The organism is Streptomyces sp. 8N706, assembly GCF_052245415.1.
In the GTDB taxonomy this organism is placed as follows: Bacteria; Actinomycetota; Actinomycetes; order Streptomycetales; family Streptomycetaceae; genus Streptomyces.
In genome coordinates this window covers 1-24856 of sequence record NZ_JBQQBW010000041.1, presented here as the reverse complement: position 1 = coordinate 24856, position 24856 = coordinate 1, and the positions used below count along the sequence as shown (strand labels likewise).

General features: G+C 70.5%; 21 protein-coding genes and 2 pseudogenes. 15 read left to right on the top strand and 8 right to left on the bottom strand.

All coding sequences use genetic code 11. The features are described from left to right. Positions 1-35: 35 nt before the first annotated feature. From ACTWQE_RS17585 to ACTWQE_RS17570, 4 genes are all read left to right on the top strand, one after another. The gene (locus ACTWQE_RS17585; protein WP_443329901.1) at positions 36-923 is read left to right on the top strand and encodes a phytanoyl-CoA dioxygenase family protein; all 888 of its coding nucleotides are present in this window, start codon (positions 36-38) and stop codon (positions 921-923) included. After that, positions 910-1812 carry an SAM-dependent methyltransferase gene (locus tag ACTWQE_RS17580; protein ID WP_443329900.1) on the top strand — a complete coding sequence of 301 codons (903 nt, stop codon included), beginning with the start codon at positions 910-912 and terminating at the stop codon, positions 1810-1812. Before ACTWQE_RS17585 ends, ACTWQE_RS17580 begins: the two co-directional genes overlap by 14 nt. After that, positions 1809-2915, top strand: a complete 1107-nt coding sequence (locus ACTWQE_RS17575) for a phytanoyl-CoA dioxygenase family protein (protein ID WP_443329899.1) — start codon at positions 1809-1811, stop codon at positions 2913-2915. Before ACTWQE_RS17580 ends, ACTWQE_RS17575 begins: the two co-directional genes overlap by 4 nt. A 103-nt stretch (positions 2916-3018) precedes the next feature. After that, the gene (locus ACTWQE_RS17570; RefSeq protein ID WP_443329898.1) at positions 3019-3492 is read left to right on the top strand and encodes a hypothetical protein; all 474 of its coding nucleotides are present in this window, start codon (positions 3019-3021) and stop codon (positions 3490-3492) included. A gap of 524 nt (positions 3493-4016) precedes the next feature. On the opposite strand, the gene ACTWQE_RS17565 is transcribed toward ACTWQE_RS17570, so the two are convergent. After that, a complete protein-coding gene (locus tag ACTWQE_RS17565; protein ID WP_443329897.1) occupies positions 4017-4526 on the bottom strand; it encodes a DUF6624 domain-containing protein in 510 nt (169 codons plus the stop codon). A 173-nt stretch (positions 4527-4699) separates the two neighbouring features. Here ACTWQE_RS17565 and ACTWQE_RS17560 point away from each other — a divergent pair, with 173 nt between their 5' ends. After that, positions 4700-4858 (top strand): hypothetical protein, encoded by a 159-nt coding sequence (locus ACTWQE_RS17560; RefSeq protein WP_443329931.1) that lies wholly within the window; start codon positions 4700-4702, stop codon positions 4856-4858. A gap of 15 nt (positions 4859-4873) precedes the next feature. On the opposite strand, the pseudogene ACTWQE_RS17555 reads toward ACTWQE_RS17560, so the two are convergent. Together ACTWQE_RS17555 and ACTWQE_RS17550 are read right to left on the bottom strand one after the other, a co-directional pair. After that, a pseudogene (locus ACTWQE_RS17555) lies at positions 4874-5005 on the bottom strand (protein phosphatase); the annotation flags it as partial. A gap of 42 nt (positions 5006-5047) precedes the next feature. After that, entirely contained in the window at positions 5048-5335 is a 288-nt protein-coding gene (locus ACTWQE_RS17550; RefSeq protein ID WP_443329896.1) for a hypothetical protein, read from the bottom strand. Positions 5336-5421: 86 nt separating this feature from the next. Here ACTWQE_RS17550 and ACTWQE_RS17545 point away from each other — a divergent pair, with 86 nt between their 5' ends. Further along, on the top strand, positions 5422-6294 hold the full coding sequence (locus ACTWQE_RS17545) for an LppU/SCO3897 family protein (RefSeq protein ID WP_443329895.1): 873 nt from the start codon (positions 5422-5424) through the stop codon (positions 6292-6294). A gap of 376 nt (positions 6295-6670) precedes the next feature. Here ACTWQE_RS17545 and ACTWQE_RS17540 read toward each other — a convergent pair whose 3' ends face one another. After that, positions 6671-7444 (bottom strand): DUF817 domain-containing protein, encoded by a 774-nt coding sequence (locus tag ACTWQE_RS17540; RefSeq protein WP_443329894.1) that lies wholly within the window; start codon positions 7442-7444, stop codon positions 6671-6673. 107 nt (positions 7445-7551) lie between these two features. Further along, positions 7552-10068, bottom strand: a complete 2517-nt coding sequence (locus ACTWQE_RS17535) for a hypothetical protein (RefSeq protein WP_443329893.1) — start codon at positions 10066-10068, stop codon at positions 7552-7554. Positions 10069-10813: 745 nt separating this feature from the next. Here ACTWQE_RS17535 and ACTWQE_RS17530 point away from each other — a divergent pair. Together ACTWQE_RS17530 and ACTWQE_RS17525 are read left to right on the top strand one after the other, a co-directional pair. After that, the gene (locus tag ACTWQE_RS17530; RefSeq protein ID WP_443329892.1) at positions 10814-11929 is read left to right on the top strand and encodes a PP2C family protein-serine/threonine phosphatase; all 1116 of its coding nucleotides are present in this window, start codon (positions 10814-10816) and stop codon (positions 11927-11929) included. Between the two features lie 466 nt (positions 11930-12395). After that, on the top strand, positions 12396-14201 hold the full coding sequence (locus ACTWQE_RS17525; protein WP_443329891.1) for a BTAD domain-containing putative transcriptional regulator: 1806 nt from the start codon (positions 12396-12398) through the stop codon (positions 14199-14201). 101 nt (positions 14202-14302) lie between these two features. On the opposite strand, the gene ACTWQE_RS17520 is transcribed toward ACTWQE_RS17525, so the two are convergent. The 3 genes from ACTWQE_RS17520 to ACTWQE_RS17510 all read right to left on the bottom strand — a co-directional run bounded on the left by ACTWQE_RS17520 (position 14303) and on the right by ACTWQE_RS17510 (position 15898). Then, a complete protein-coding gene (locus tag ACTWQE_RS17520; RefSeq protein ID WP_443329890.1) occupies positions 14303-14776 on the bottom strand; it encodes a hypothetical protein in 474 nt (157 codons plus the stop codon). A gap of 72 nt (positions 14777-14848) precedes the next feature. Next, positions 14849-15151: a hypothetical protein gene (locus tag ACTWQE_RS17515; RefSeq protein WP_443329889.1), complete on the bottom strand. Its 303-nt coding sequence runs from the start codon at positions 15149-15151 to the stop codon at positions 14849-14851. A 3-nt stretch (positions 15152-15154) separates the two neighbouring features. Then, the gene (locus tag ACTWQE_RS17510) at positions 15155-15898 is read right to left on the bottom strand and encodes a hypothetical protein (protein ID WP_443329888.1); all 744 of its coding nucleotides are present in this window, start codon (positions 15896-15898) and stop codon (positions 15155-15157) included. 683 nt (positions 15899-16581) lie between these two features. On the opposite strand from ACTWQE_RS17510, the gene ACTWQE_RS17505 reads away from it, so the two are divergent. From ACTWQE_RS17505 to ACTWQE_RS17475, 7 genes and pseudogenes are all read left to right on the top strand, one after another. After that, complete coding sequence (locus ACTWQE_RS17505) at positions 16582-19959, top strand: pyruvate carboxylase (RefSeq protein ID WP_443329887.1); 3378 nt, start codon at positions 16582-16584, stop codon at positions 19957-19959. A 108-nt stretch (positions 19960-20067) separates the two neighbouring features. Beyond that, positions 20068-20370 (top strand): annotated as a pseudogene (locus ACTWQE_RS17500) (NmrA family transcriptional regulator); the annotation flags it as partial. A 304-nt stretch (positions 20371-20674) separates the two neighbouring features. Then, positions 20675-21655, top strand: coding sequence for an alpha/beta fold hydrolase (locus ACTWQE_RS17495; RefSeq protein ID WP_443329886.1), 981 nt, complete (start codon positions 20675-20677; stop codon positions 21653-21655). A 330-nt stretch (positions 21656-21985) separates the two neighbouring features. Further along, the gene (locus tag ACTWQE_RS17490; protein ID WP_443329885.1) at positions 21986-22327 is read left to right on the top strand and encodes an STAS domain-containing protein; all 342 of its coding nucleotides are present in this window, start codon (positions 21986-21988) and stop codon (positions 22325-22327) included. A gap of 275 nt (positions 22328-22602) precedes the next feature. After that, positions 22603-23022, top strand: coding sequence for a DUF6153 family protein (locus tag ACTWQE_RS17485; protein WP_443329884.1), 420 nt, complete (start codon positions 22603-22605; stop codon positions 23020-23022). Positions 23023-23346: 324 nt separating this feature from the next. Continuing rightward, positions 23347-23976 (top strand): DUF305 domain-containing protein, encoded by a 630-nt coding sequence (locus ACTWQE_RS17480; protein ID WP_443329883.1) that lies wholly within the window; start codon positions 23347-23349, stop codon positions 23974-23976. Positions 23977-24267: 291 nt separating this feature from the next. Further along, positions 24268-24789 (top strand): DUF4396 domain-containing protein, encoded by a 522-nt coding sequence (locus ACTWQE_RS17475; RefSeq protein ID WP_443329882.1) that lies wholly within the window; start codon positions 24268-24270, stop codon positions 24787-24789. Positions 24790-24856: the final 67 nt, after the last annotated feature.

Genomic DNA, 24856 nt, shown 5'->3' with positions numbered 1-24856 from the left:
ACAGCCTTACCACGGCGGCGGGAGGAACTGCCAATATGTCAGTAGCGGTCGACCCTGACCTCCTCGGAAGCATGGAGGTCGACGGCTTCTGCCTGATCAAGGGAGCGGTGCCACCGGAACTGATCGCGCGCCTGCGTGGTCTGGCCGAACGCAAACTCCGTTCGGAGCGGGAAGCCCACTTCCAGCGCTACGCGCACCACGGCAGCCTGATCCCGATCCACCTCGAGGACGATCCCCACACCGACCTGCTCACCTCGCCTGCGCTGCGAAACGCCTTCCAGCGGCTCGGGTTCACCGATCCTCGCTGGATCAGCGGGTACGTCATCACCAAGCCCCCCGGCTCGCCGGGACTGTGGTGGCACCAGGACTGGTGGGCCTGGGACCACGAGCTGAGCTTCGAGCCCCGCCCCGCCCAGGTTTTCTGCATGCTCTATCTCCAGCCGACCGTCCGGGAGAACGGCGCACTGCGGGTGATCGCGGGCAGTCACCGCAACCGGCACCCCCTGCACGACGCCCTGCCGGAGCCGCATACGCAGCACATCGAGAACCAGCCGCAGAACACCGTCTCCCACCTTCCCGTCCCCGACGAGCTGACCATCGAAGCGGACGCGGGCGACCTGGTCATCGGCGACGTACGGGTGCTGCACGCCACCCATCCCAATCACAGCGACGCGCCGCGCACCGCCGTGGACCTGTTGTTCGCACCGCACTTCCGGGATCTGCCGGAGGAGTTCCGGGCCCACTACGTACGGCAGTTCTGCCTGCCGGAGGCCGGCTGGTGGGGTGAGCCCGGGCATCCGCTGCGCGGCAGCCCGGTGAGCGCCATGCTGCCGACGTACGACGGACCGGACCACCCGCCGGTCACCTACCGACGGCTGCCCGCCGGCCGCAGGACACGAGAGGTACCGCGTGAAGGACGCTGAGACCACCGCGACGCACTACAGCGGCGATGTGGTCGGTGCCCAACTCGGTCTGGCCGGCGGCGGACTGCACATCTACCTCACAGGCGATCTGCTGCATCCGCCGATGGTGCCCGACCCGGAGATCTGGGCGGACGGGCGGCAGTGGCGCCGCGGCGCCGCGCTGCACACGCTGCAGATAGCCGACCTGGCCGAGCTGGCCGAGGACGAGCGGGTGATGGACATCGGCGGCGGGCTCGGCGGCCCGGCCCGTCTGCTGGCCCGCCGGTACGGAGTCCACGTCACCTCGGTCACCAACTCACCCGTCCACGCGGCGACCAGTCGCAAGCTCAACGCGGCGCTCGGCCTCTCGCGCGGAAGCGTCACCGTCCAGCTCAGCGACTGCCAACGGTCCCTGCCCGACGGTCCGTTCGACGCCGCAATCAGCATCAACATGCTCTATCAGGTCGCGAACCACCGCGCCCTGTACGACCGGGTGTTCCGCAGCCTGGCGCCCGGCGGCCGGTTTGTCATCGACGACTGGATGCTCACCTCGCTCGCCACCGACGAGGACGTCGCGGGGCTGACGGCGCACTTCCAGTTCCCGTACTTCGCGCGCACCACCACCGTCGAGCACGACCTCGTGGCGGTCGGTTTCCTGCCCGCGGAGACCTCGCTGGATCTCGGCCACGTGGCGCGCGGCCCCATGGCCGACCACTTCGAGCGGCAGATGTGGGAGCACTTCGCGCCCCGGGTGATCTGCGACTGGCCGGGAGACCCCGTCCTCGCACCCGGCAGGCATGCCTACGGGCGCCTGATGATCGAGGAGTTCGTGGCCGCCGTGAACACCACCATCGACCTCTACCGGCGGCGCCGGATGACCTACCGGCGGATCCTGGTCCGCAAGCCGTGACCTCCGCCGGCACGGCACCCTTCACCGACTCCGGCCCGCTGATCCGCGACCGCGCGGCGCTGGCCCGGCGGCTGGCCGAGGACGGCTACCTCTGGCTGCCGGGTCTGCTGCCGCCCGCCGCTGCCGAAGCCGCCGGGCACCAGGTGCTGGCGCTCGCCCGCGACGCCGGATGGCTCCTGCCGGCCTCGGCCGGCCACGGCACACCGCTCGCCGCACCGGACGCCGCCGTCTGGCCCCCGGACCCGCGGTACACGAGGTGGCACAGCCGGATGTGGGGTCTGCGTCCGGTGCACGCGCTGATGCACCACCCTGCCCTGCTCGCGCTCGTGGAGGACCTCATCGGCGAACCCGTCCTGGTGCACCCCCGCAAGGTCCTGCGCGTCGTCCACCCGACGGGGCCGGGCGCGCCGCCCGAGAGCGGCTGGCATCAGGACTATCCGGGCGTCCAGGGCTCGCGCCGTACGCTGACGGTCTGGACACCGCTCACCGTCGGTTCCGGCCCCCCCGAGGTGCGGCCGGGCAGCCATCGGGCGGGCCTGCTGCCGATGCGGCTGAGCAACGACGCCATCGTGGGCTGGGAGGCCCACGCCGGGCCGGGCCCGGTCCACCACGGCCGGCTGCGCCCCGGCGACATCCTGGTCCTGGACGCCGCCACCGTGCACCGGGGCACGCCCAACGTCGGCCGTACGCTGCGGATTTCGGCCGACTGCCGGTACCAGCCGCTCTCGGAGCCGGTCTGTGAGGACTGCGTCGAGCTGCTCGGGGAGACGTACACCTGGGACGAGGTGTACGACGGTTGGCCACGCGGCCGTGCCGACCCGCTGGCGTACTACTGGCTCCGGCAGCGCCCGCGCACGATCCCGTACGACAGCCGCCCCGACACCCGGCGCGACCAGCGGGCCCTGGCCGCCGGCCGGGCGGGCGACCGGAGCGCGCTGCGTGCGCTGCGGGTGGCCGCCCGGCACAGCGCCGACCCGGCCACGGCGGCCGAGGCGGCCGCCCTCGTACGACGACTGCTTTCGGCCACCGTGCCGCGCGGTGCTGGCGGGTCGCGCGAAGCCTGTGAGAAATTGGCTCCGCACAAGCGCAGGAGTGATCCGTGAACCGTGAGGTTCCGGAGCGTTCGGGGGACCATGCGTGGGCTTGTGGCTGCGTCGCGTCGCCCGCTGTTCCGTAACCGCGGTCTGTTATGGGGGAGGCGTCCGCATGCTGTCGTCGAATGCAGAGCTGGTATGGCAGGGTCGAATTCATCTGGGTGATGAACCCGGAATCTACGGTGACGCATCGTATTCCGGTCTCGGGGTGGAGTTGCCGCTCACGGTGGAGCGCATCGGCACCACCGGCCCGGAGAGCACCACCCTGACCCTGGAGACCCGGGACCTGAAAACCTTCCAGGGCTACCCTGGGCATCTTGTCGAGGTCTTTCTCTTCACGTCCGGTGCCGCGGACCCCAACCACTGGACGCGCACCACGCTGGCCACTCAGCGGCTGTCGGGCGACAGCAACACGTGGGACATCCCGGTGAGCTTCACCGGCCACCCGTCCCCGCACCGGCTGAGCGTGCGTGTCTCCATCGACACCGAAGCCCCGGCCGGGCTGTACGACGACTTCGTCCTCACCCGCCTGTCCAACCGGTCACCCGGCTTTACGTATGTGGCCTCGCTGGGATTCTCGGGCTGATACCCACCGGGGTAATTCCCGGCACCGGCTCCCCACCGCACGTGCTGAATGCATTTCGGCTTTCGGCGCCCAGCCCCCCCGGAGTTGTTTCCCCGGGGGGTTCGGAGCGCGACGCCGTACACGTACAGCATGTGTGACGGTGCCCCGCGCTTGAGGGGCCCACGCCGTCGGTAGCGGCCAGGGCCCGACGGAGACGTGAGAGGTTACCGTAAAGGGTGTCGCGGGCCCGGTGGTCGCCTCCGGCCCGGCCTCGCCGATCGGCACCGTACGCGCGTATCCACGTTACGCAGCCCCAGCACCTGTTGTCCCGGGGTGCGCCGGTCGGCGGGGCGTCGGCCATCAGCAGCCGGGCATTGCGCACGGCTAGTTCCGGTTCCGGTCAGGCCTCTCACCAGCGGTCAGACGGTGCCCCGAGCCCGGCGGCACCACCCCCAGGTCCCGTCGACACGGGGCAACAGCCAAGCCGGGCCCGGAGGCCAGGAACCCGTTTCAGGGCCAGGAAGAACGTAGCGGGGCGGCCGGCGTCAGCTCAGCGGGAACTTGGCGACGTACTCGGCGAACGGCTCGATCCCGACCTCTGCACGCAGTTCGTCGACCCGCTCCGGTTCCTCACACGGCCACGGGACGGGTGACCCGTCTTTGACCCCGGCGATCTGCGTGCCGTAGATCTGCTTGCGGCCATCGTTCACCAGCGCGCGGTCGCGCAGGAAGGCCAGCTCGCGCGCGCCGCCCGAGCCCGACGCCGCTGCCCGCTCCATCAGTTGGACCGCACGTCGCTGTACCTCGAGCTGCCGGTCGGCGTGCTGCGCGATCAGCCATGCGCTCCGTGCTGCGTCCTCACCGACGAGCTCAGCGGTCGGCCAGCCGTGCTCGTCCATGATCTGGTCGAGCCGGTCTCCGTGGTGGGCGGTGAGCCGCCGCCAGGCCAACTGCTCAGCGGGATAGTCACTGTTGGCGAAGGCGGAGGCCCGATGGTCTGCCTCGGCCATGCTCGTCAGTTCCGCCGCCAATGCGGCAAAGCCGTGTTGTGTCACGCCCACTCCTCGGTTCAGGTCGATGCGTCGTTTCGGCCCCACAACGCTAAAGCCGCAAACCGACCTGAAGATCATCCGGAAGAACGGCGACAACTGCGGTCCCGCACGGGGATACTGGATCTACGCCCGAACGCGTGAGCTGACCGCCCGCCGGGGGGTGCAGCTGCGGGAGAATGCTGTATCCGCGCGAGCGGTGGATCGACGAGCAGTTCGCGCTCGGTCCGCAGCATGACGTGCTGAGAGACGCCATCGGCACGGAACTGGACCAGTTGCAGGGTGCACTCATGGTGCGGGCCTCCCCGGGCCCCGAGGGGACCGGCCGATGCACCTGACTGCCCCACCAGGTCGCTGTGGGTCCGCCCGGTCGCCCGCAGGTACGCGGGATTCACCTCCGCGATCACCAAATCCGGGTCCAGCACCAGGTACAGGCTCGGCGTTGCCTCGAACAGCGCCCCGTAATCGATCTCCGGTGTCCTCATGCACCCTGCGACTTCCCCAGCGTCGGTGTCCCGTCCATCAATCTACGAGTCACCCGGCGGCTCCCGCGCCCGCCACGCCCGCACCCGTCGTAGCTGCTCGGCGCCCTCGGGTGGTCGGCCGTCGAGGCCCGTCGAGGGAGTGTCGCCATGGTGTGCCTGCTGGGAGGGGTCGGCGAGCATCGGGAGCTCCGTGACGTCGCCGTCATCGATGTCGTCCTTGCCGACGCCGATGGCGTTGGTCCACCGCAGGGTCACCGCGCCGAGCCGTGCCCCGGCCGGGAGCCGCGGCACCACGTCCGTCAGCCGCTCACGGCCGGCGCACCCCGCCATCGGCAACAGCGGTCCGCGGGAGCAGAATGACGGACCTCCGGCACCGACGCATCCGGTCCCGGCCCGCACACCTGAGGGGGGATCACGTGGCTTCTCCGCCACCGCCGCACGGCTCGCACCCGTACACGCCGTCCGGGCACCAGCCCGGGGCTCCGTATGCGCCAGAGTCGGGAGGCCCGTACGCCACGCCGCCCGCGGGTGGGCCGGGCGGCAACCCCTACGCCCAGGGCGGCCCGCCGGCCGGGCAGCCCTTGCCCGGTCAACACGTCCCCGGCCCGTACCCGTACGCCCCGCAGCCCGCGCCGTACCAGCCCGGCGCGCCCGGCTGCCGGTTCTGCGGCGCTCAGCCCGCGGTACAGGCCACGGTGCGCGGGCATCAGGGCCTGCTCATCATGATGCGGTCTCTCACCACGGAAGGGCCGTTCTGCCGGAACTGCGGGCTCGCGACCTTCCGCCGGATGTCGGCCGACACCCTGGTGGCGGGCTGGTGGAGCCCGCTGTCCGTGGCCATCACGCCGTTGACTCTGCTGCTGAATATCCTCGGCCCGCGGGCCCGATTCGTCAGACTCGCACCTCCCGTCGGTGGGTTCCGGCCGTCCCTCGACCCCGGCAAGCCCCTGACGCTCCGTCCCCAGGCACTGCTCTTCCTGGTGCCGATGATGCTCATCGCCGTGGCAGTACCCGTACTGATCGTGATCGGGGTGCTCTTCGGTGACCCGGAGTCCGGCTCCGGCACCGAGAAGACGCGGACCCTGTCCGTCGGAGACTGCGTACGCAACGACGGTGACTGGACGGACCAGGACCTGCAGGTCACGGACTGCGGATCAGCCGACGCGCGGTACAGAGTGAGCCGCAGACTGGAGGAACCGGGGTCCAAGTGCGCCGACGGCGAGTACTACGCCGATCTCAAGTACGGCCCGGGCGGGACGACGGTCTCCTGCCTCGAGCTGCTCCGGTAGCCAGTGCGCCCCGGTCCACGGCCGCGCACCGGCGGTGAGGGCTGCCCGGCCGCGCCGGGTGACCGCGGCCGGCTTCACGCCCTTCCGCCCCGGCTGACCAGCACGATCGCGTCCGAGGGCAAGCCCTCGACAGGGTGACGGCTCCGGAAGGGGGCCGGTCCGGGGCACAGGCGCGTGGTGGCGGCGGTCGCGGCTGAAGTGGCCCGCCTACCGGAAGGGCTGTGCAGGATGACCGGTATCGGGACGACCGTACGGGAGCGCGTGCCCCCGTAACGCCGCCCGGCGCCGTACCCGTGCCTGATCGGTCGCCGCAGACCGCGCCCTGGCCGGGTCGTCACAGGCGAGGATCGTGCGACCGCGGCGGCCGAGATCCGTGTCATTCCCTGGTCGCCGCTGTGCGCTGGGTCTGTGCGACCAGGACGAAGGTGACGCTGATCAGCAGTGCCCAGGCGCCGAACTTTTCCAGGGAGACCGGCTGCCAACCGTGCATTTGGTAGGGGTAGCGCCACGCGCCGAGATACGTGGCGATGTTCTCCGCCAGCCAGAGGAAGAACCCGATCAGCGTGAAGGAGAGCGCCAGCGGCATCCGATACCGCGTACGGCCGACGGTGAACCGTACATACGTACCCGCCGTCACGATCAGCAGCAGCGCGGCGAGGGGCCAGCGAGCGTCGGGTAGCCAGTGATGGCTGAAGAAGTTCACATAGATGGCCGCTGCCACTGCCACGGTGGACCGGTGGCGGTAGCCGACGAGCTCCAGGTCCGTCAGCCGCCAGGCACGGCAGACGTAGCTGCCGACCGCGGCATAGAGGAAACCGCCGTACAGGGGGACTCCCGCGACCTTGAAGAATCCTGGTTCCGGATAGCTCCAGGAACCGAGTGAAACCTTCACGAACTCGAAGGCCAGCCCGATCACGTGGCACACAGTGATCACCGCGAGGTCCTGGCCCTTCTCCCACCCGCGTGCCCAGAACAACACGCTGAGCATGATCCCGTAGATGAGCAGCAGGTCGTACCTGGCCAGAGGCAGGCGCGGGAACAGTGTGGAGACAGCCACACCGGAGAGCAGAGCGACAGCGAAGGCGCAGGAGCGCGTTTGCAGACGGGCGAAGACCAGCAGCTGGTGGACGGGGCGAACGAATACGTGCATGGCCGGGAGGACGTGTCCGGGCAGCGAAGTGGTTGCCGGGGCCGTGCTTTCGATATCTCACGGATCTCACGGGTGGGTCTGCGGGCCGGGTGCGGCCGACTCCGGCGTCACGTGCCGCCCCGGGTGCACTGGCCATGGCTGTCGACGTCCGGGCTGTGGGGCGTCAGGCAGAGGAAGAGGGGACGCCGGACGCGTTGGTCGTCGTCGAGCGGCAGGTCGAAGCCTCGGTCCGGGGCGATGTCGTCCCGGACCGTGACGCCGGTGCGCAGCGCCTGCAGGACGTTCGACGGCGTGGCGGAGCCCCCGGACTGTGCGGAGGCCTCGAGGATGGCCGCCGCGGCCGCCCGGAAGGAGTCTCCTCCGGTGGCGAAGTCACTGCCGCCCTCGGGAGAGTGGAGAACGGGCCGGTCGGAGAAGGACACGTAGTAAAGGTCCACGGCGGTGTACTTGTGCAAGCGTGCCGAGGCCGGTAGGTCCTGGTACTCGATGAGGGTGTTGACATCCGCGGAAATGACGGGGATGGGAGTGGACTCGGCCCGGTCCCGGCCGCAGGTGTCCTGTACCCGGGCGAGGACCTTGGGCAGCTGGGTGCCGCGGGCGGTGTACAGGGTGATGCCGTCCTGCGCGGGGAGGTCGCAGATCCTCTGTGCGAGCTGCGGGAGCCGGAGTGCGGTGGCACCGCTGTTCTCCGGGGTCGGAGGCGGGATCTCGGCGAACCACGGTTTCTGCACCGCGATATCACGGGCCTTCAGCTCGTGGGCGAGCTTGCGCCGGAGCTCAGCGCTGTAACGGTCCTTGCGGTCGTAGACGATCAACGCCTCTTTGCCACCGAGGTCGGCGGCGCGCGCGGCCATGGCCCGGGCCATCACCGTGTTGGTGGGCTGGGTGTGGAAGAAGTTACGCGCCTCGTCGGCCATGAAGTCGCCGGTGACCGAGGCTCCGATCACCGGCATGCTGGCGCCCAGGTGGTTGATTGCGTCGACCGATTCCTGACGGCTCTGGGTGATGCCGATTACGGCGGAGATGCTGCTGTCCTTCGCCGCCAGTGCCTTGATCCGGTCCGCGACCGCTTTGCCTTCGCTCAAGGCGAAGCCGGCGTTCGCCACCACCATCTTCAGCATGGGTTTGTCGTTGTCGACCAGGGCCCGCTCGTTCCACGCCCGCTGTGCCTCCGCGGCGCCCTGGAGCTGGAGCACGCCTGCCGGGACGAGCTGCTCGCCGCGGCCCCATGGGTTGGCGGTCAGCGGCGCGAGGAACACCACGGTGCGGTGAGGGCCTCTGACGTCGGCGTTCTGTTGGCGGATCCGGTCCTGCAACGACCGGAGGAGCGACTGCGATCGCAGATCGGTGAAATAGCAGCCGCGTGACTCGGTGTCGATGCCCACGCGTGCCTTTCCGGCCTTCCAAGTCGCGGGGCAGGGGGTGTCGTGCAGTCGTGCGCTCACCGTGACGAATCCGGGGTACGCCCCGGTGACCAGCACCAGCGTCGGCACCAGCCACCAGACGTGCGCGGTGAACCTGCTCACCTCGCGTGGCCGGACCTTGGCGTTGAGCAGCAGCCGTGCGGCCACGGCGGGCTGCTCGGGCCCGTCCGGCACCCGGACAGTGATCCGGTCCGCCTGCTCCGTGGCCGCCGGACGGCCGCGGATGGCTCGCAGGTGATCGGCCGCGGTTCTCATGTCCAGCGGGGGAGAGCCGCCGGTCTCCGTGTCCGTCGGTGCACCGCCCTGCGCCGCCAGAACCAGAAGGGGAGGGCGGGCGCCCTGCCGCAGCAACTCGCCGTAGGCCTCGAGCAGTTGCCGTGACGGTCCGGCAGCGGAATCGGCCAGGTCCGGCAGGAGAAGAAGGAAGCACCACACTCTGCGGCGGCGCTTGGGCCGGAACCGGCTGGGTGCGACGGCCGCGGAGAGGTCCGTTGACAGTGCCTCCAGGAGAAGGCTCAGCCGGAGGGTGGCCTGCCGTTGATCGTCGGCCTCGCGCAGGCGCGTTGCGGCTTCGATGAAGTTCCGTGCGGCCAGGCCCGCTTGGCAGACTCGCTGGGTGTACCAGCGCATGCTGTGGTTGAGCTTCGCACGGTGCCATAGCTGCAGGGGCCACGACAGAAGCAGTCGCAGCACCGCGGCGAGCCACGGGGGCCGCACCGCATCCGCTCCGCCGTTGTCCAAGCCCTCACGCAGCGCGACGAGACCGGTGGTGCGCCGTTCCCACGCCCTCCACAGCCCCTGAGCCATGGCTTGCTGGGGGTCCGGAGGTACGTCGGCCGCCAGTGGGTCGTCGTCGGACAACGTCACGTCCAGAACATCCCGGCACGTCCGGTACAGGGGCAGGCGCAGCGTCCCGGACAGCCGCGGCATGGTGTTCTCCCACTCCTTGACCAGGGCGTCGAGCAACGCGATCTCCGGCCTGGCATCCCTCGTGACCGTGGCCTGACAGGCCTTGTCCACGAGAGCGTGTGGAACGAGGAACTCCTGGTTCCCCTCCGGGTCCTTCCCCCTGAGCCGCTCGCCGTAGCCGGACACGAACGCCTGCGCGCGTCCCGGCGCGGCTTCGTCGCGGAAGACCACCACCGGCAGTCTGCGGCCGCGGGCCGGCTGGGCGGCCAGCGCATCCAGAGCCGCCACCATATGATCCACGTTGTCAAAAGCCGGAACGGGCACGGCTCCCCCCTTCCCCCTGGCACCAGTGCTTGTCCTGATACTGCTCCTCTTCGGATGCGATACAGAACGAAATAACATGAGTGATTGATGTTGTCGTAAATATGCTGCTCGGCGACCGTAGCTGCCCTTTGAGCCGCCGCTCAGCCCCTTCGGAGGCTCCTCGGCCCAGGAAAGAACGCAGATTCTCAATCGCCCCCGCACATTCATAGGGCGCGGCCGACGGGAATTGCGGAGGGACTGCGCCTGTACGTGTTTTCCCACCGCCGCATTCCCGGATGAGGGACAGAGGCCGTGTCGTCGTTGCTCTTTCAGAGGATCTGGAGGTGGAGTGAGCTCATGCCGAAGAGTTCCTACGGAACGTCCGTGACGTTCCCCGTCACGATGCGCGCGGACGAGCGCAGCAAGCGTCGGTGTCCGAAGTGCCCGGCGTTCCAGGGTGGGAAGTGCTTCGGCCGTCCGGCCGTGGAATGCAGGACGGCCCCGGCTGGGGGCAGCCGGTGCAGGGTGGTGACAGGCGGCGCCCCGCGTGTCTCGCACAGCGGTGCCGAGGCCGGCGTACAGGCCGGGCAGAGCTCGTGGAACCCGATCGTCGGCTTCGGATGAGCCCTGGTCATGGCCCGGCGGCCGGTCCTGCCCCGGCACGGAGCGGGACCGGGGCACACTGGAGGAGGTCCCATCGCATGGTGTGGATGTCCCCGGCCGGGGAGAGGCGATGACGACGTTCCGTAGGGGGCCGCACGCGTTCCCGCATGCTGTCGCCGCGCTGCTGCTCCTCGCGGGTGCGGCCGCTGACCTCTTCGGGCCCCAGCCGTACATGGGACTGCCACTTCTGGCGGCCGCCCCGCTGATCGCATGCGTCCTGCTGTCGTTCCGCGTCGGGCTGGCCTTCGCCGTGGTGGCGTGCGTGCTCTCGGTCGCGCTGGACCTGTACCTCGGACGTCCTGCGACGCCGCTCATCGTCGACCTGGCCGACGTCCTCATCGTCAGCATGATCGCCTTGGGGATCAACATCCTGCTGCATCGGCAGGGACGTTATCTTGCGGAGGCCCGGGATGTGGCCGAGGCGGTGCAGCGGGCGGTACTGCCGGACCCTCCGCGCCACGCTGGGCCGGTCGCCGTGGCCGCCCGCTACGAGACGGCGCAGGCAGAGGCCCGGATCGGTGGAGATCTGTACGCCGTGCAGCCCACCCCGTTCGGAGTCCGCGCCATCATCGGTGATGTCCGGGGCAAGGGGCTACAGGCGATCTCCTCCGTTTCCGTCATCGTCGGAGTCTTCCGCCAGGAAGCCGAACAGGCTCCCACGCTGGCCGAGCTGGCGCGCCGGCTGGACAGCGCTGTTTCCCGGGAGAGCGACCGCCGCCTGGGTACCGTCAGCGGCTTTGAGGACTTCACCACCGCGGTGCTGGTCGAGATCCCGCCGGAGGGCGAGGCGGTGCAGTTGGTCAATCGTGGCCATCCGGCACCGTTCCTGGTGGAAGGCGGAACCGCGGTCCGGCTGGAACCGACGCATTACGAACTGCCGCTCGGAGTGCGGCTGCCGGAGGCCGGGGAGGTGGGGGACGGTGGGCCCGCCGCCGATGTCTTTGCGTTGCGGCCGGGTGCCTCACTCCTCCTGGTCACGGACGGCGTGACCGAAGCGCGCAACCATCACGGCGTGTTCTACGATCCATGCACCCAGCTTCCCGCGGGGGAGTACAGCCATCCGAGCCGGCTTGTGGACACCCTCGTGCGGGAGGTATTCCACTGGACAAGCGGCCAACGCCAGGACGACATGGCCGTCCTCGTTCTCACGCGGACCGGTAGCGGGTCCCCGGGGCCGGCCACATGACGTCCAGAGGCTCCTTGCGGGGGGCTAGCCCTCACCGTCGTCCCGCGCCGCCGTTCCGCCCCGGCCGAGGGGGCCGGGCCCCTCGCGTGGATCAGCTGTGGACCTCCGGGACGTCGTCGGGGTGGGCCTCCAGGCTCAGCGCCTGGTGAACGACTGCGTCCCGCGCTTGCCGGAATCGGCCGGCTGAACAGTGCTTGCCCTGTGCGCACAGCCGGAATCCGCGATGCAGGCTGGCCTGATGACCGCCTTTCGCTGCGTGCACGGACGACTACGATGGGTTGCTGTCAGGGGTGGTGGGGCCTGGCGGCGTACGCGTCCATGCAGGGGGCTTGGGGTTCGGGGGCTCATCGGGCGGACTGCTGCCGATGAGGTCTGTCAGGCATAAGAGTCGGGGTGGGGTGGCGTGGTGAACTCTGCTGTCAAGTGCTGCATGTTGGGATCCTTTCAGGTTCAGGGGAACGGGTGTGTGCTGACGCCGAGCGCACCGAGGCTGCGGCAGGTGCTGGCCTTACTGGTCCTACGCCGTCGTGAGGTGGTGTCCACGGATGTCCTGGTGGACGAGCTGTGGGGGATGCGTCCGCCTCGACACGCCCTCCGGGCCCTGCACACGTGCCTCTATGACGTACGCAGGGCCGTGAGAGGAACGGAGCGGGAGGCGAACCGCTTTCTGGTGACGGAGCACGGCGGCTACAGGGCGGTGTTGCCGGACGAGGCGGTCGATGTCGGGCAGTTCGAGCAGTGGGTGGAGGAGGGCCAGAAGGCGGTCGCGGGGGGCGAGCCGCTCAGAGCGCGGGAGTTGCTGGAGCGCGGTCTGGCATTGTGGCGTGGCGCGGCTCTGGCCGATGTCCGCCGGGGGGAGGTCCTCAGGGCGCATGCCGTCGGCTTGGAAGAGGCTCGGCTACGCGCCCTGGAGCTGCGGCTCGACTGTGACCTCGAACTTGGTCGGCATGGACACGTCGTGGCCGAGCTGACCGGACTGGTGGCAGGGCAGCCCTTTCATGAAGGGTTGTCGGTGAGGCTGATGACGGCGCTCTACCGGTCCGGCCGGCGCTGGGACGCCCTTGCCGTGTACCGGGATCTGCGGAACCGGCTGCGGGCCGAGCTGGGTGCGGAGCCGGGCCCGGAAGCGCGGCGGACGCACCGGGCGGTGCTGACGGACGATCCGGCGCTGTCGGCACGGGCCGGTGGTCCGGCCCGGTTACAGGTGCGGGTGCGGCCCGCACAACTCCCGCCGGACACCGTGGATTTCACCGGCCGGGCCGAAACGCTGGCCCGCGTGGCCGAGTTGGCGGCAGTCGGCCGGTCCGGGTCGGCAGCGCCCGTCGCGTGCCTGATGGGCATGCCCGGGGTGGGCAAGACCGCGACCGCGGTGCATGCCGCCCACCTCCTGCGGGAGAACTGCCCGGACGGGCAGTTCTACGTGCAACTGGCCGACACCCCGACAGAAACCGATGCGGGCTACGTGGCCCTGGGTCGTCTGCTCCGGTCGACCGGCATGCCCTCCCACGCCGTACCGGATGCGCTGCCGGAACGGGTGGCGGCCTTCCGCTCGTGGAGCTCCGCCCGCCGCGTGCTGGTGCTCGTCGACGGAGCGGGATCCGCCCGCCAGGTGAAGCCCCTGCTGCCCGCCGGGCCGGGCTCGCTGGCGCTCGTCACCAGCCGCTCGCCCCTGTACGGGTTGCGCGGACACACCAGAATCCATCTCGGCCCCTACACCCTCCCCGAGGCCGTGGAGGCACTCGGGCGGGCGATCGGCTGCGGGCGCACCGCGGCCGAACCGGAAGCGGCCGAAAGGATCGTGGAACTGCTGGGGCGGTTGCCGCTCGCCGTCGGCGTCGCCGGTGCGCAACTCACGGCGCATCCGACGGCGAGACTGGCCCGGTGCGCCGATCTGGTGGAGCAGTGCGTGCAGGAGAACCGGCTGTCGGAGCTGGCCGCTGTGGGATTCGACTTCAACGACCGGATCGACGCGGTGCTCGGCACCCTGGAGCGCTGCGAGGGCGCTGCCTTCCGGCGGCTGGCCGCGGAGCTGGACGGTGCCTTCACGGCCGAACAGAGCGCCGCGGTCCTGTCCGTCGACAGTCTGACGGGTGGTCTGCTGATGGTCCGCCTGGCCGACGCCCACCTGGTGGAGCAGGTCGGCGAGACGGTGAGCGGAGAGCGTCAGTACCGCTTCCACGCCCTGGTAGGCGCGTACGCCCTGGAACAGCACGGGTCGTCCGGCCACCGCGACGCCAGGGGCGGCACCCCCCTTCCGGCGCTTTTCCGCTGACATCCGGCCGTCCCCCATCGAGGGATCCTCCACCGGTGCCCTTTCACCGCGCCGCGGGCGGGCGCGGTGAAAGGGCCGGTACTACCGTGAGGCCCGGAAGGTCAGTCGCCGGTGTTCGTGGCCCACAGAGCGCCGCCGCGGTAGACGACGAGGTTGCCGTCGTCCTGGATGGCCAGGTAGGCACCCGGTCTGCCGTATGTGCCGGTGGCCCACAGGGCGCGGCCGTTGACGTCGTACAGGACGAAGTTGCCGTCGGACTGCATCACAGCGCGGTAGCCGTTCGGCCAGGCGCCCGGGGCCTGCCAGGCCGCGCGGCCGTCCTTGTACAGAACGAGGTTGCCGTCCGACTGCAGACGGAGCACGGTCCGGCCGTTCCCCGACGTCCACGCCTGGTTGCGGCGGAGAGTGCTGGACGCGTACACGAAGGTGTCGGAGGAGCCCCGTAAGACGCTGCTGTGCTGATGGCTCTGTGCACCGGATGCGGGGGAAGCGTGGGCCACTGCGGGGGTGAGGGCGCCCAGGGCGAGCGCGGCCATGGCCGTTGCGGCTGCCGCGGCTGTGCGGATGGTCGTCATGCGTGGGACCTCCTGCCATGCCGGAGACCGTCCCCGGCGCGACGAACTTAGGCAGCCCCGGTCAGCGCCCGGTCAGGACCCGGTCAGGACGGCCGCACCAGACCGCTGAGCCCCAGCGGGACACCGTACGGCGACGACTGCTGCGGCGGCGTCAGAGCCGACAGGCGGGAAGGGTGAGGCCGGCGTGCCTTCCTTCTTTGCGTACGCCTGCAGGAATGAACGGCTCGTCTCCAGGTCCGTGACGGCGTCCGGTAGCGCGATGTGCTGCCCGGTGAACCCCCGTCCCCGGTCCATGCGGGCCAGGAACTCCTCGGCCCGCCACGACTCGAGCGGCCGCAGCTCCGCGCTGTCCTCGCCCAGGGATGTCGCGTACATCAGTCAGCCCACCTCGAGCTTGGCCAGGACGCGCTGGAGGGACCGGGCCCGGTCGCTGCCTGGAGGCAGTTCGGGGAGGCAGGCCCGCAGTCTCCGCACGACGCCCACCGGTACCTGGTCGGCACCCAGTTCGTCCACCGCACGGCCGAGCACGTTGAAGCTCCAGTACTTGAGGAAGGGGAGCGCCTCACGGAGAACGGCGTCGACCAGCCGGTCGAACTTCGCCGTCTCCGGCATGGCGTAGAGACGGGCGTAGGCGGCCAGGCGTGTCCCCGCGTCTTCCGACTCCAGCATGGCGTCGATGTCGGGGGTGCGGACGCGCGGTGTGGCCTTCAGCAACTCGGCGAAGATCCGCTCCTGCTGCGTGGTACGCGCGGGGCTGCTCTTCATGGACTGCCGGAGCCGCGCGTACTCGCCGATGAGCCGCTCGACCGCCGCCCGCGCCGCGGGGTCGTCCTCTTCGTCCGTGCCGTCGGTGCTGCCCGCCGCGGCGAGAGCCACGCGGGCGGTCGCGGCCACGCCGTCGACCTCCTGGTCCAGGCGGGTCGTCCGTTCCTCCGCGGCATCGATACGGTCCTTCAGCCGCTTGTACTCCAGCCTCGGGCCGCCCGGCAACTCGATGCTGTCGAACACATCGCCCAGCCACGGCACCACAGCGACGAAGAACAGCATGACCGTGATGGTGTCGATCTTCAGATCGGGCCGGACCAGGTGCACCACGGCGATCCCGATCGCCGCGCAGGACACCGATATCGAGATCCCTTGGCGACGCCTCCGCGGGAACGTGTCGCCGCCCCGTTCCCGACCGCCTTCCCCGCTCGCCCGTATCTCTCCGTTCGTACCCTGTTCCCCCTCAGTCACGCGGCCCAGCATGGCAGACGGTGGTCGGCAACACCTGCGAGATTGTCTGCCAGGCCGGGCTCCTCCCCCCCGGCCGGTCAGGGGGACGGCCCGGCACCAGCGGCGCGGTGCCGGGCGTCAGCCGCTGACGCGGGTGGTAACGGGCCCGATCATGGCGGTCCGGCAGCGGTGGGTCACCAGGGGCCGGATGCCGTCGGCGAGGGCGGCGACGAACTCGGCGGGCGATCATGGCGCGATCGAAACCATCGAGCCCAGAGATGGGAGTCCTCGGCATGCCATGGCACCCCCGAGGACCCGGACGGCACGACCGGGCACCGTCTGCGTCTCTTCGCGGGCTTCCGCACCGCGTGCGGCGCCGACGAGCCCTCACACCTGCGGGGCCGGACTCCCGCCGGGCCCGCACACGGGCCGGTGGACCGCCACGTACCGCCGCGTGACGGAGCGGTGGGTGAGACGCAGGTCACGGGCATCCCGCCTACGAGAATTGGATCACATCGCCTTTTGCGCCACGTGGGCAGTACTGTCGCCGACAAGCTTGCGCTCGCAGGGTCAGGTAGAAGGGATCGGGCATGTTCCGCAAGGTGCTGGTCGCCAACCGTGGTGAGATCGCCATCCGCGCCTTCCGGGCCGGCTATGAGCTCGGAGCAAGAACCGTCGCCGTGTTCCCGCACGAGGATCGCAACTCACTGCACCGGCTGAAGGCCGACGAGGCCTACGAGATCGGTGAGCAGGGGCACCCGGTGCGGGCCTATCTCTCCGTCGAGGAGGTCGTCGGCGCCGCGCGCAGGGCGGGTGCGGACGCGATCTACCCCGGGTACGGGTTCCTGTCCGAGAATCCCGAGCTCGCGCGGGCGTGCGAGGCGGCGGGTGTCACGTTCGTCGGCCCGAGCGCGGAGATCCTCGAGCTGACGGGAAACAAGGCCCGCGCTGTGGCGGCGGCCAGGGCGGCCGGCGTCCCGGTGCTCGGTTCCTCCGAGCCGTCCACCGATGTGGACGAGCTGGTGCGGGCCGCCGATGAGCTCGGCTTCCCGGTGTTCGTCAAGGCCGTCGCCGGCGGCGGGGGCCGTGGTATGCGCAGGGTCGAGGACCCCGGGGCGCTGCGCGAGTCCATCGAGGCGGCCTCGCGCGAGGCCGAGTCCGCGTTCGGTGACCCGACGGTCTTCCTGGAGAAGGCCGTCGTCGAGCCCCGGCACATCGAGGTGCAGATCCTCGCCGACGGCGAGGGCAATGTCATCCACCTGTTCGAGCGCGACTGTTCGCTGCAGCGTCGGCACCAGAAGGTCATCGAGCTCGCGCCCGCACCCAACCTCGACCCGGAGCTGCGCGAGCGGATCTGCGACGACGCGGTGAAGTTCGCCCGGCAGATCGGGTACCGCAACGCGGGCACCGTGGAATTCCTGCTGGACCGTGACGGTCGGCACGTGTTCATCGAGATGAACCCACGCATCCAGGTCGAGCACACGGTGACCGAGGAGATCACCGATGTCGATCTCGTACAGGCGCAGTTGCGTATCGCCGCCGGGCAGACGCTGGACGACCTCGGGCTGTCGCAGGAAACCATCCGTCTGCACGGTGCCGCACTGCAGTGCCGCATCACCACCGAGGACCCCGCCAACGGATTCCGGCCGGACACCGGCATGATCAGCGCCTACCGTTCGCCGGGCGGATCGGGGATCCGCCTCGACGGCGGTACCACCCACGCCGGTACGGAAATCAGCGCTCACTTCGACTCGATGCTGGTCAAGCTGACCTGCCGGGGACGCGACTTCACGACGGCGATCGGCCGCGCCAGGCGCGCCGTGGCCGAATTCCGCATTCGCGGCGTGTCCACGAACATTCCCTTCCTGCAGGCCGTACTGGACGATCCGGACTTCAGGGCCGGAAGGGTCACCACGTCCTTCATCGACGAGCGCCCGCACCTGCTGACCGCACGGCACTCCGCCGACCGCGGCACCAAGCTGCTGACGTACCTCGCCGACGTCACCGTGAACAAGCCCCATGGCGAACTCCCGCATCTGATCGAGGCGACCACCAAGTTGCCGCGGGTGCCCAGCACCGAGCCGCCCGCCGGCTCCAGGCAGAAGCTCATCGAGCTCGGCCCGGAAGGTTTCGCGCGGTGGCTGCGCGAGTCGCCGACGATCGGTGTCACCGACACGACCTTCCGGGACGCACACCAGTCGCTGCTCGCCACCCGGGTCCGGACCAAGGACTTGCTCGCCGTGGCCCCGGTGGTGGCACGGACCATGCCGCAGCTGCTGTCCCTGGAGTGCTGGGGCGGCGCCACCTACGACGTTGCGCTGCGCTTCCTCGCCGAGGACCCGTGGGAGCGCCTCGCCGCGCTGCGCGAAGCGGTGCCGAACATCTGTCTGCAGATGCTGCTGCGCGGTCGCAACACCGTGGGCTACACGCCGTACCCGACCGAGGTGACGAACGCCTTCGTAGAGGAAGCCACGTCCACCGGCATCGACGTCTTCCGGATCTTCGACGCGCTCAACGACGTCGGGCAGATGCGCCCCGCGATCGACGCCGTGCGGGAGACCGGCTCCGCGATCGCCGAGGTCGCGCTCTGCTACACCTCCGACCTGTCCGATCCGTCGGAACGGCTGTACACGCTCGACTACTACCTCGGGCTGGCCGAGAAGATCGTGGCCGCGGGCGCGCATGTGCTGGCGATCAAGGACATGGCGGGGCTGCTGCGGGCCCCGGCCGCGGCGACGCTCGTCTCCGCGCTGCGCAGGGAATTCGACCTGCCGGTGCACCTTCACACCCACGACACCGCGGGGGGCCAGCTCGCCACGTATCTCGCGGCCGTCCAGGCGGGGGCGGACGCGGTGGACGGGGCGGTGGCCTCCATGGCCGGCACCACCTCACAGCCCTCGCTGTCGGCGATCGTGGCCGCCACCGACCACTCCGCCCGGCCCACCGGGCTGGACCTCCAGGCGGTCGGCGGACTGGAGCCGTACTGGGAGGCCGTACGCAAGATCTACGCCCCCTTCGAAGCCGGCCTCGCCTCGCCGACCGGGCGCGTGTACCACCACGAGATCCCCGGAGGGCAGCTGTCCAACCTGCGGACCCAGGCCATCGCCCTCGGTCTCGGCGACCGCTTCGAGGACATCGAGGCCATGTACACCGCCGCGGACCGGATCCTCGGTCACCTGGTGAAGGTCACCCCGTCCTCGAAGGTGGTCGGCGACCTCGCGCTGCACCTGGTCGGGGCCGGTGTGTCGCCGGAGGACTTCGAGGCCGAGCCGAACAGGTTCGACATCCCGGACTCGGTCATCGGGTTCCTCCACGGTGAGCTGGGCGTCCCGCCGGGCGGATGGCCCGAGCCGTTCCGCAGCAAGGCGCTGGAGGGCCGCAGCGCCCCCAAGCCGACGCCGCGGGAGCTGTCCGCCGACGACCGTGAGCAGCTGGAGAAGGACCGGCGCGGGACGCTGAACCGGCTGCTGTTCCCCGGGCCGACGAAGGAGTTCACGGCACATCGTGAGGCCTACGGCGACACCAGCGTGCTGGACAGCAAGGACTTCTTCTACGGGCTGCGCCCGAGGCAGGAGTACACGGTCGACCTCGAGCCCGGCGTCCGGCTGCTGATCGAGCTGGAGGCCGTCGGCGACGCCGATGAGCGCGGCATGCGCACGGTGATGTCCACGTTGAACGGCCAACTGCGCCCGATCCAGGTGCGGGACACCTCGGTGGCCTCCGATGTTCCGGCGACGGAAAAGGCCGACAGGTCCAACCCCGGCCATGTCGCCGCGCCCTTCGCCGGCGTGGTGACGCTGTCGGTCGCGGTGGGCGACCAGGTGGAGGCCGGTGCCACGGTGGCGACCATCGAGGCGATGAAGATGGAAGCCACCATTGCCGCGCCGAAGGCCGGGACGGTGTCCCGGGTCGCCATCAACGCGATTCAGCAGGTGGAGGGGGGAGACCTCCTCGTCGACATCGGCTGACACCACTGCCGTTGCGTGATGGGCCGGGGGCGGCCGGCGCGTGGCTGACGACGGCTCCGGCGGGGATACGCCTCCGGGGCCGCCAGGCCCGTGACCAGCCGGCCCCCGGACGCTCACCTGGGCGCCACCTACACCCTGACCGGTCCCGCACCGACCACCCCGCGCGAGCGGGCAACGGCGATCGCGGCCGTGCTGGGCGAACCGGTGCGCTTCACCGAACAGACCCGTGGGGAGGCTCACCGGCGGATGGCTCAATTCATGCCGCTGCCCGTGGTCGAGGGCACCCTGGCCATCCTGGGCGAACCGACCGAGAGCGAGCAGCGGGTGAGCCCCGACGTCGAGCGCGTCCTGGGCCGGTCGCCAGGCAGCTTCGCAGCCTGGGCCGAACGCAACGCCGCGGCCTTCCGGTGAGCATGCCCCGTCGGTGGTGTCCTCGCTGCGCCGCACGTGGCCACCCGGACCACCGGCGTCCCGAGGACGCGCCGCATATGGTCGCGGTGCGCTTCAGCTGGGAGGGCAGGCGGGGCCGGCCCGTGACCTGACCGACGACACCCCGTCCCGCCATCGTGTCCCGGAATGATGACTTCGGAACGCGCGAGATGGCCCGCCCGAGCCGTTTTGCTGAATCGGCAACAAGACTCGCAACGACCGCGCCGCTCCCAGCAGGCTCGGCACCGATTCTGGCGCATGCCAGATCGAGAGCCCTGGAGGATTCATGTCGCAGCAGGCCACGGACGTCACTCACCGGCTGGTCTCCTCTCCCGCAGGCCGGATCCACCTGGTGGAGCAGGGCACCGGGCCGCTGGTGCTGCTGGTGCACGGCTTCCCGGAGTCCTGGTACTCCTGGCGCCACCAGCTGCCGGCGCTGGCCGCAGCCGGGTACCGCGCGGTCGCCGTCGATGTCCGCGGCTACGGCCGTTCCTCCAAGCCCGGGGACCCCGACGCGTACCGCATGCTCGAGCTGGTGGAGGACAACGCCGCGGTGGTGCACGCCCTGGGCGAACAGTCCGCGGTGATCGTCGGCCATGACTGGGGGGCGACCATCGCCGCCAACTCCGCCCTGGTCAGGCCGGACGTCTTCCGCGCGGTGGGGCTGCTCAGCGTCCCCTACGCTCCGCGCGGCGGGCCCAGGCCCTGCGAAGTCCTCGCGCAGATGGGCGGGGACGAGGAGTTCTACGTCTCCTACTTCCAGGAGCCCGGTCGCGCCGAGTCCGAGATCGAGCCCGACGTGCGCGGCTGGCTCGCGGGCTTCTACGCCGCCCTGTCCGCCGACACCATGCCCGCGCCCGGCGCACCCGGCCCGCACTTCGTCGGCCGAGGCGGGACGCTGCGTGAACGGTTCCCCGCCGGCGTGCTGCCCGACTGGCTCGGCGAGGACGACCTCGACGTCTACGCCAGGGAGTTCGAGCGGACCGGCCTGAGCGGAGCGCTGGGCCGCTACCGGAACATGGACCGGGACTGGGAAGACCTCGCCGAGTACGACGGCGCCGCCATCACCCAGCCGTCGCTGTTCATCGGTGGCAGCCTGGACGCCTCCACCACCTGGATGGCCGATGCGATCGAGGCCTACCCCACCACACTGCCCGCCCTGGCCTCCTCCTACATCCTCGACGGCTGCGGCCACTGGATCCAGCAGGAGCGCCCCGCCGAGACCAACCGGCTCCTGACCGACTGGCTCGCCTCCCTGCCCGCCTGAGCCTGTCCGGGCACCGGGGGGTACGACGCCTCCGCGCCCTGCGTCCATCCCGTAACGCGGCCATGACCATGGCCGTGACAGGCGGGCTGTCGATCACCTTCTTCGCCGGGACGGCACCGGCCCTGATCGCGGATGTGCGCCCCGTGGAGGACACCTGCCCGCTGGTGGGCGTCCCCGGGGACTGCGCGACCGGCTCACAGCGCACGGTGATCGCGCGGACCGCAACGCCGTTCGGAGGCCGGCGACGGCGTGAAGGTGACGCGGCCTGGCAGGGAGAATGGACACAAGAGCACCGTGCACCCGTGTTGGCCGGCTCCCCAGGAGGTCGCCGTGGCACCTGAACCGTACCCCGCCTCTGTCCCCAGGACGCCCACCGTGACCCTCACGGTCGACGGGCAGCGGGCCACCCTCGTCTTCTCCGGTGAACTGAACGCGTACATGGCCCGCGCGATGGAGGAACGGTTCCTCGACCCGCGGCTGCTGGCGGCCCGCGAGTGGGTGCTGGACATGAGCGAGCTCGAGCGCATGGACCTTGCGTGCGCCTATGCCCTGATGCGAGCTGCCACCGGTACCTCTGGGCCCGCCGTGATCCGCGTCCGGGGCGCGCGGAGAAACGTACAGCGGACCCTGCACCACGCCGGAGTCGACGAAGTGGCGACCTTCGAGGATTGACCGGTGCCGCACACGCGTGGACCGCCTCCCCGGCGCCGTTGCTCCGCAGCGTGGACGCCTGCGGCCCAGTACGCGGCCGGATCGGACGACGCGGCGGGTCGGTGCAGTTCCGGCGGCTGTCGGCCGGGTTCCCCGGCCGACCTGGCAGGGACGCAAGAAGCCGCAGATCAGCGCCCTCACGGCTGTCTCACGCGCCGGCTTCGCCGAAGCGGGGCCCCCGGTAGGTCATGCCCCCGGCCGCCGCGCCCAGTGAGGCGAATCGTACGATGGGCGCCATGACCAGCACCTCGCAGGAGCGGAGCCGCCGCCCGGCCGGGCGCGGCATGCTGCTGCTGGTGCTTGCGGTGCTGACCGGGGTGTTCGCCATGCACGGGCTGGCCCCCGGCGGGCCGCCTGCTGCCCACGCCGATTCCCACGCCCGGCACGCCGCGGGGACGGCCGAGGGCGCTGCCGCTCATCAGGCGGGACAGGACTGCGTACACGCTCCCGGGGGCGGCACGGCCGGACACCTGAGCCACGCCGATGCCACCTGCGCTGCCGGCGGTATCGGAACGCCGTACGCGCCGCCCGCTCCGGCCCCCGCTCTCGATACGGCCGCGGCCACGTGGCTCGCGCCGCCCGGCCGGGCGGTGGCCGCGACACAGGGTGGGCGGGCTCCGCCGGACCTGGCGCAACTGCAACTCCTGCGGATCTAGGGCGTGTTTCGAAAGTCCCTCCCCCAGACTCCGTCCGGGAGGTGCCCCCAGGCCCGCGACGCCTGGCACGCACGCTCGCTGCGTTGTCGGGCTCGTCCGAGTACGCCCAGTACGAGGACGACCCTCCGCCTTGCGATCGCACGCACCAACCGCCGCGACCCCCGCCCTTCGGGCGGACGGCGCTACTTTCGAAACACGCCCTAGAGGCACCCGCACGGCACCACTGCTTCCGGTTCTGCCGGTCAGGGGTGCCGCGTCCTGCATGCCCTTTTTCCGCCTTCTCGCGCGCCGTTGCCCGGTGCGCAGGCCAAGGAGTTGCACACCATGTCCGCACACCGTTCCCTGATCCGCCGGGCCGCCGCTGTGGCGGCCGCCGGCACCGTCGCGATCACCCTGGCCGCCTGCGGGGCCGGCGGCGACAGCTCGGCCGGACACGACGGACACACCCGGACCACCCAGCCGAGCGCGTCGGCTTCGGTGTCGCAGGGGCAGCACAACGCCGCCGACGTCTCCTTCGCGCAGGGGATGATCCCTCACCACCGGCAGGCCGTGGAGATGGCCGAACTCGCGGTCAGCCGTGCCGCGTCGGAGCAGGTGAAGAGGCTCGCCGGAGAGATCAGGAAGGCACAGGACCCGGAGATCAGGACGATGTCCGGGTGGCTGACCTCGTGGGGCGAGCAGGTCCCGCAGGCCGGTGGTTCCTCGGAGCACGCCGGCCACTCGATGTCCGGCATGATGACGGCCGAGGAGATGAAGGAGCTTCAGGGCGTCTCCGGGAAGGCCTTCGACACCGCGTTCCTGAGGATGATGGTCAAGCACCACGAAGGTGCGGTGGAGATGGCCAGGACCGAGCAGAAGGCCGGCGCCCACCAGCCTGCCAAGGACATGGCCGGCGCCATCATCGCCTCCCAGACCGCCGAGATCACCGAGATGAACAAGCTCGGCAAGAACTGACCCGCGTACCGGATCAGAGGGGGTGGGCACATCGCGCGCGCCCGCCCCCCTGTCCCGGCGTTGCCGGAACGTCCCTCATTTCTCCTCTTGGACCAGCATGAACACCGTGTGATGACGGGAGCTGTACACCGCCGCCGCATGTTCGGGCGCCGGGCCCTCGCAGCCGCATGCGCCGACCGTCCGCCGAACCGAACACCACTCAGGAATACCCCCAGGGGTATGTACCGTTTTGGAATGGGTGCCCCGGGCCTCCCACCGGGCTCACACTGGACAAGGAGAGGGAGATGCGTCATGGACCACACCGCTCACACCGACGCGCCCGCCCATGGCCACGCCGGGCCCACCAGCCACGACGATCACGGCGGGCACACACCCGGCGGTGCGTCCTGGAGCACCGCATCGAAGGCGACGCTGCACTGTCTGACCGGCTGCGCCATCGGCGAGATCCTCGGCATGGTCATCGGCACCGCCCTGCTGTGGGGCAACGTGCCCACCATGGTCCTGGCGATCGTCCTGGCATTCCTCTTCGGTTATTCCTTCACCCTGTTCGCCGTGCGCCGGGCGGGCCTGAGCCTCACGACCGCCGTCAAGGTCGCCCTCGCCGCCGACACGGTCTCCATCGCGGTCATGGAACTGGTCGACAACGGCATCATCGCGCTGACCCCCGGCGCGATGGACGCCGAGCTGTCCGACGGGTTGTTCTGGTCCGCGCTGCTGGGCGGCTTCGCCGTCGCCTTCCTGATCACGACCCCGGTGAACAAGTGGATGATCGGCCGCGGCAGGGGACACGCCGTCGCCCACGCCTACCACTGACCACAAGACCGTCCTCGCTCCCGCCCAGGTGCACCACTGGCCCGGCTGGGCGGGTCTTCCGTCCCTG

Bases quoted from the DNA above. Each gene is read 5' to 3' on its own strand.
- ACTWQE_RS17585 (WP_443329901.1), top strand. From the start codon at position 36: ATGTCAGTAGCGGTCGACCCTGACCTCCTCGGAAGCATGGAGGTCGAC.
- ACTWQE_RS17570 (WP_443329898.1), top strand. From the start codon at position 3,019: ATGCTGTCGTCGAATGCAGAGCTGGTATGGCAGGGTCGAATTCATCTG.
- ACTWQE_RS17560 (WP_443329931.1), top strand. From the start codon at position 4,700: ATGCTGTATCCGCGCGAGCGGTGGATCGACGAGCAGTTCGCGCTCGGT.
- ACTWQE_RS17550 (WP_443329896.1), bottom strand. From the start codon at position 5,335: ATGGCGGGGTGCGCCGGCCGTGAGCGGCTGACGGACGTGGTGCCGCGG.
- ACTWQE_RS17540 (WP_443329894.1), bottom strand. From the start codon at position 7,444: ATGCACGTATTCGTTCGCCCCGTCCACCAGCTGCTGGTCTTCGCCCGT.
- ACTWQE_RS17535 (WP_443329893.1), bottom strand. From the start codon at position 10,068: ATGGTGGCGGCTCTGGATGCGCTGGCCGCCCAGCCGGCCCGCGGCCGC.
- ACTWQE_RS17530 (WP_443329892.1), top strand. From the start codon at position 10,814: ATGACGACGTTCCGTAGGGGGCCGCACGCGTTCCCGCATGCTGTCGCC.
- ACTWQE_RS17520 (WP_443329890.1), bottom strand. From the start codon at position 14,776: ATGACGACCATCCGCACAGCCGCGGCAGCCGCAACGGCCATGGCCGCG.
- ACTWQE_RS17515 (WP_443329889.1), bottom strand. From the start codon at position 15,151: ATGTACGCGACATCCCTGGGCGAGGACAGCGCGGAGCTGCGGCCGCTC.
- ACTWQE_RS17505 (WP_443329887.1), top strand. From the start codon at position 16,582: ATGTTCCGCAAGGTGCTGGTCGCCAACCGTGGTGAGATCGCCATCCGC.
- ACTWQE_RS17495 (WP_443329886.1), top strand. From the start codon at position 20,675: ATGTCGCAGCAGGCCACGGACGTCACTCACCGGCTGGTCTCCTCTCCC.
- ACTWQE_RS17485 (WP_443329884.1), top strand. From the start codon at position 22,603: ATGACCAGCACCTCGCAGGAGCGGAGCCGCCGCCCGGCCGGGCGCGGC.
- ACTWQE_RS17480 (WP_443329883.1), top strand. From the start codon at position 23,347: ATGTCCGCACACCGTTCCCTGATCCGCCGGGCCGCCGCTGTGGCGGCC.
- ACTWQE_RS17475 (WP_443329882.1), top strand. From the start codon at position 24,268: ATGGACCACACCGCTCACACCGACGCGCCCGCCCATGGCCACGCCGGG.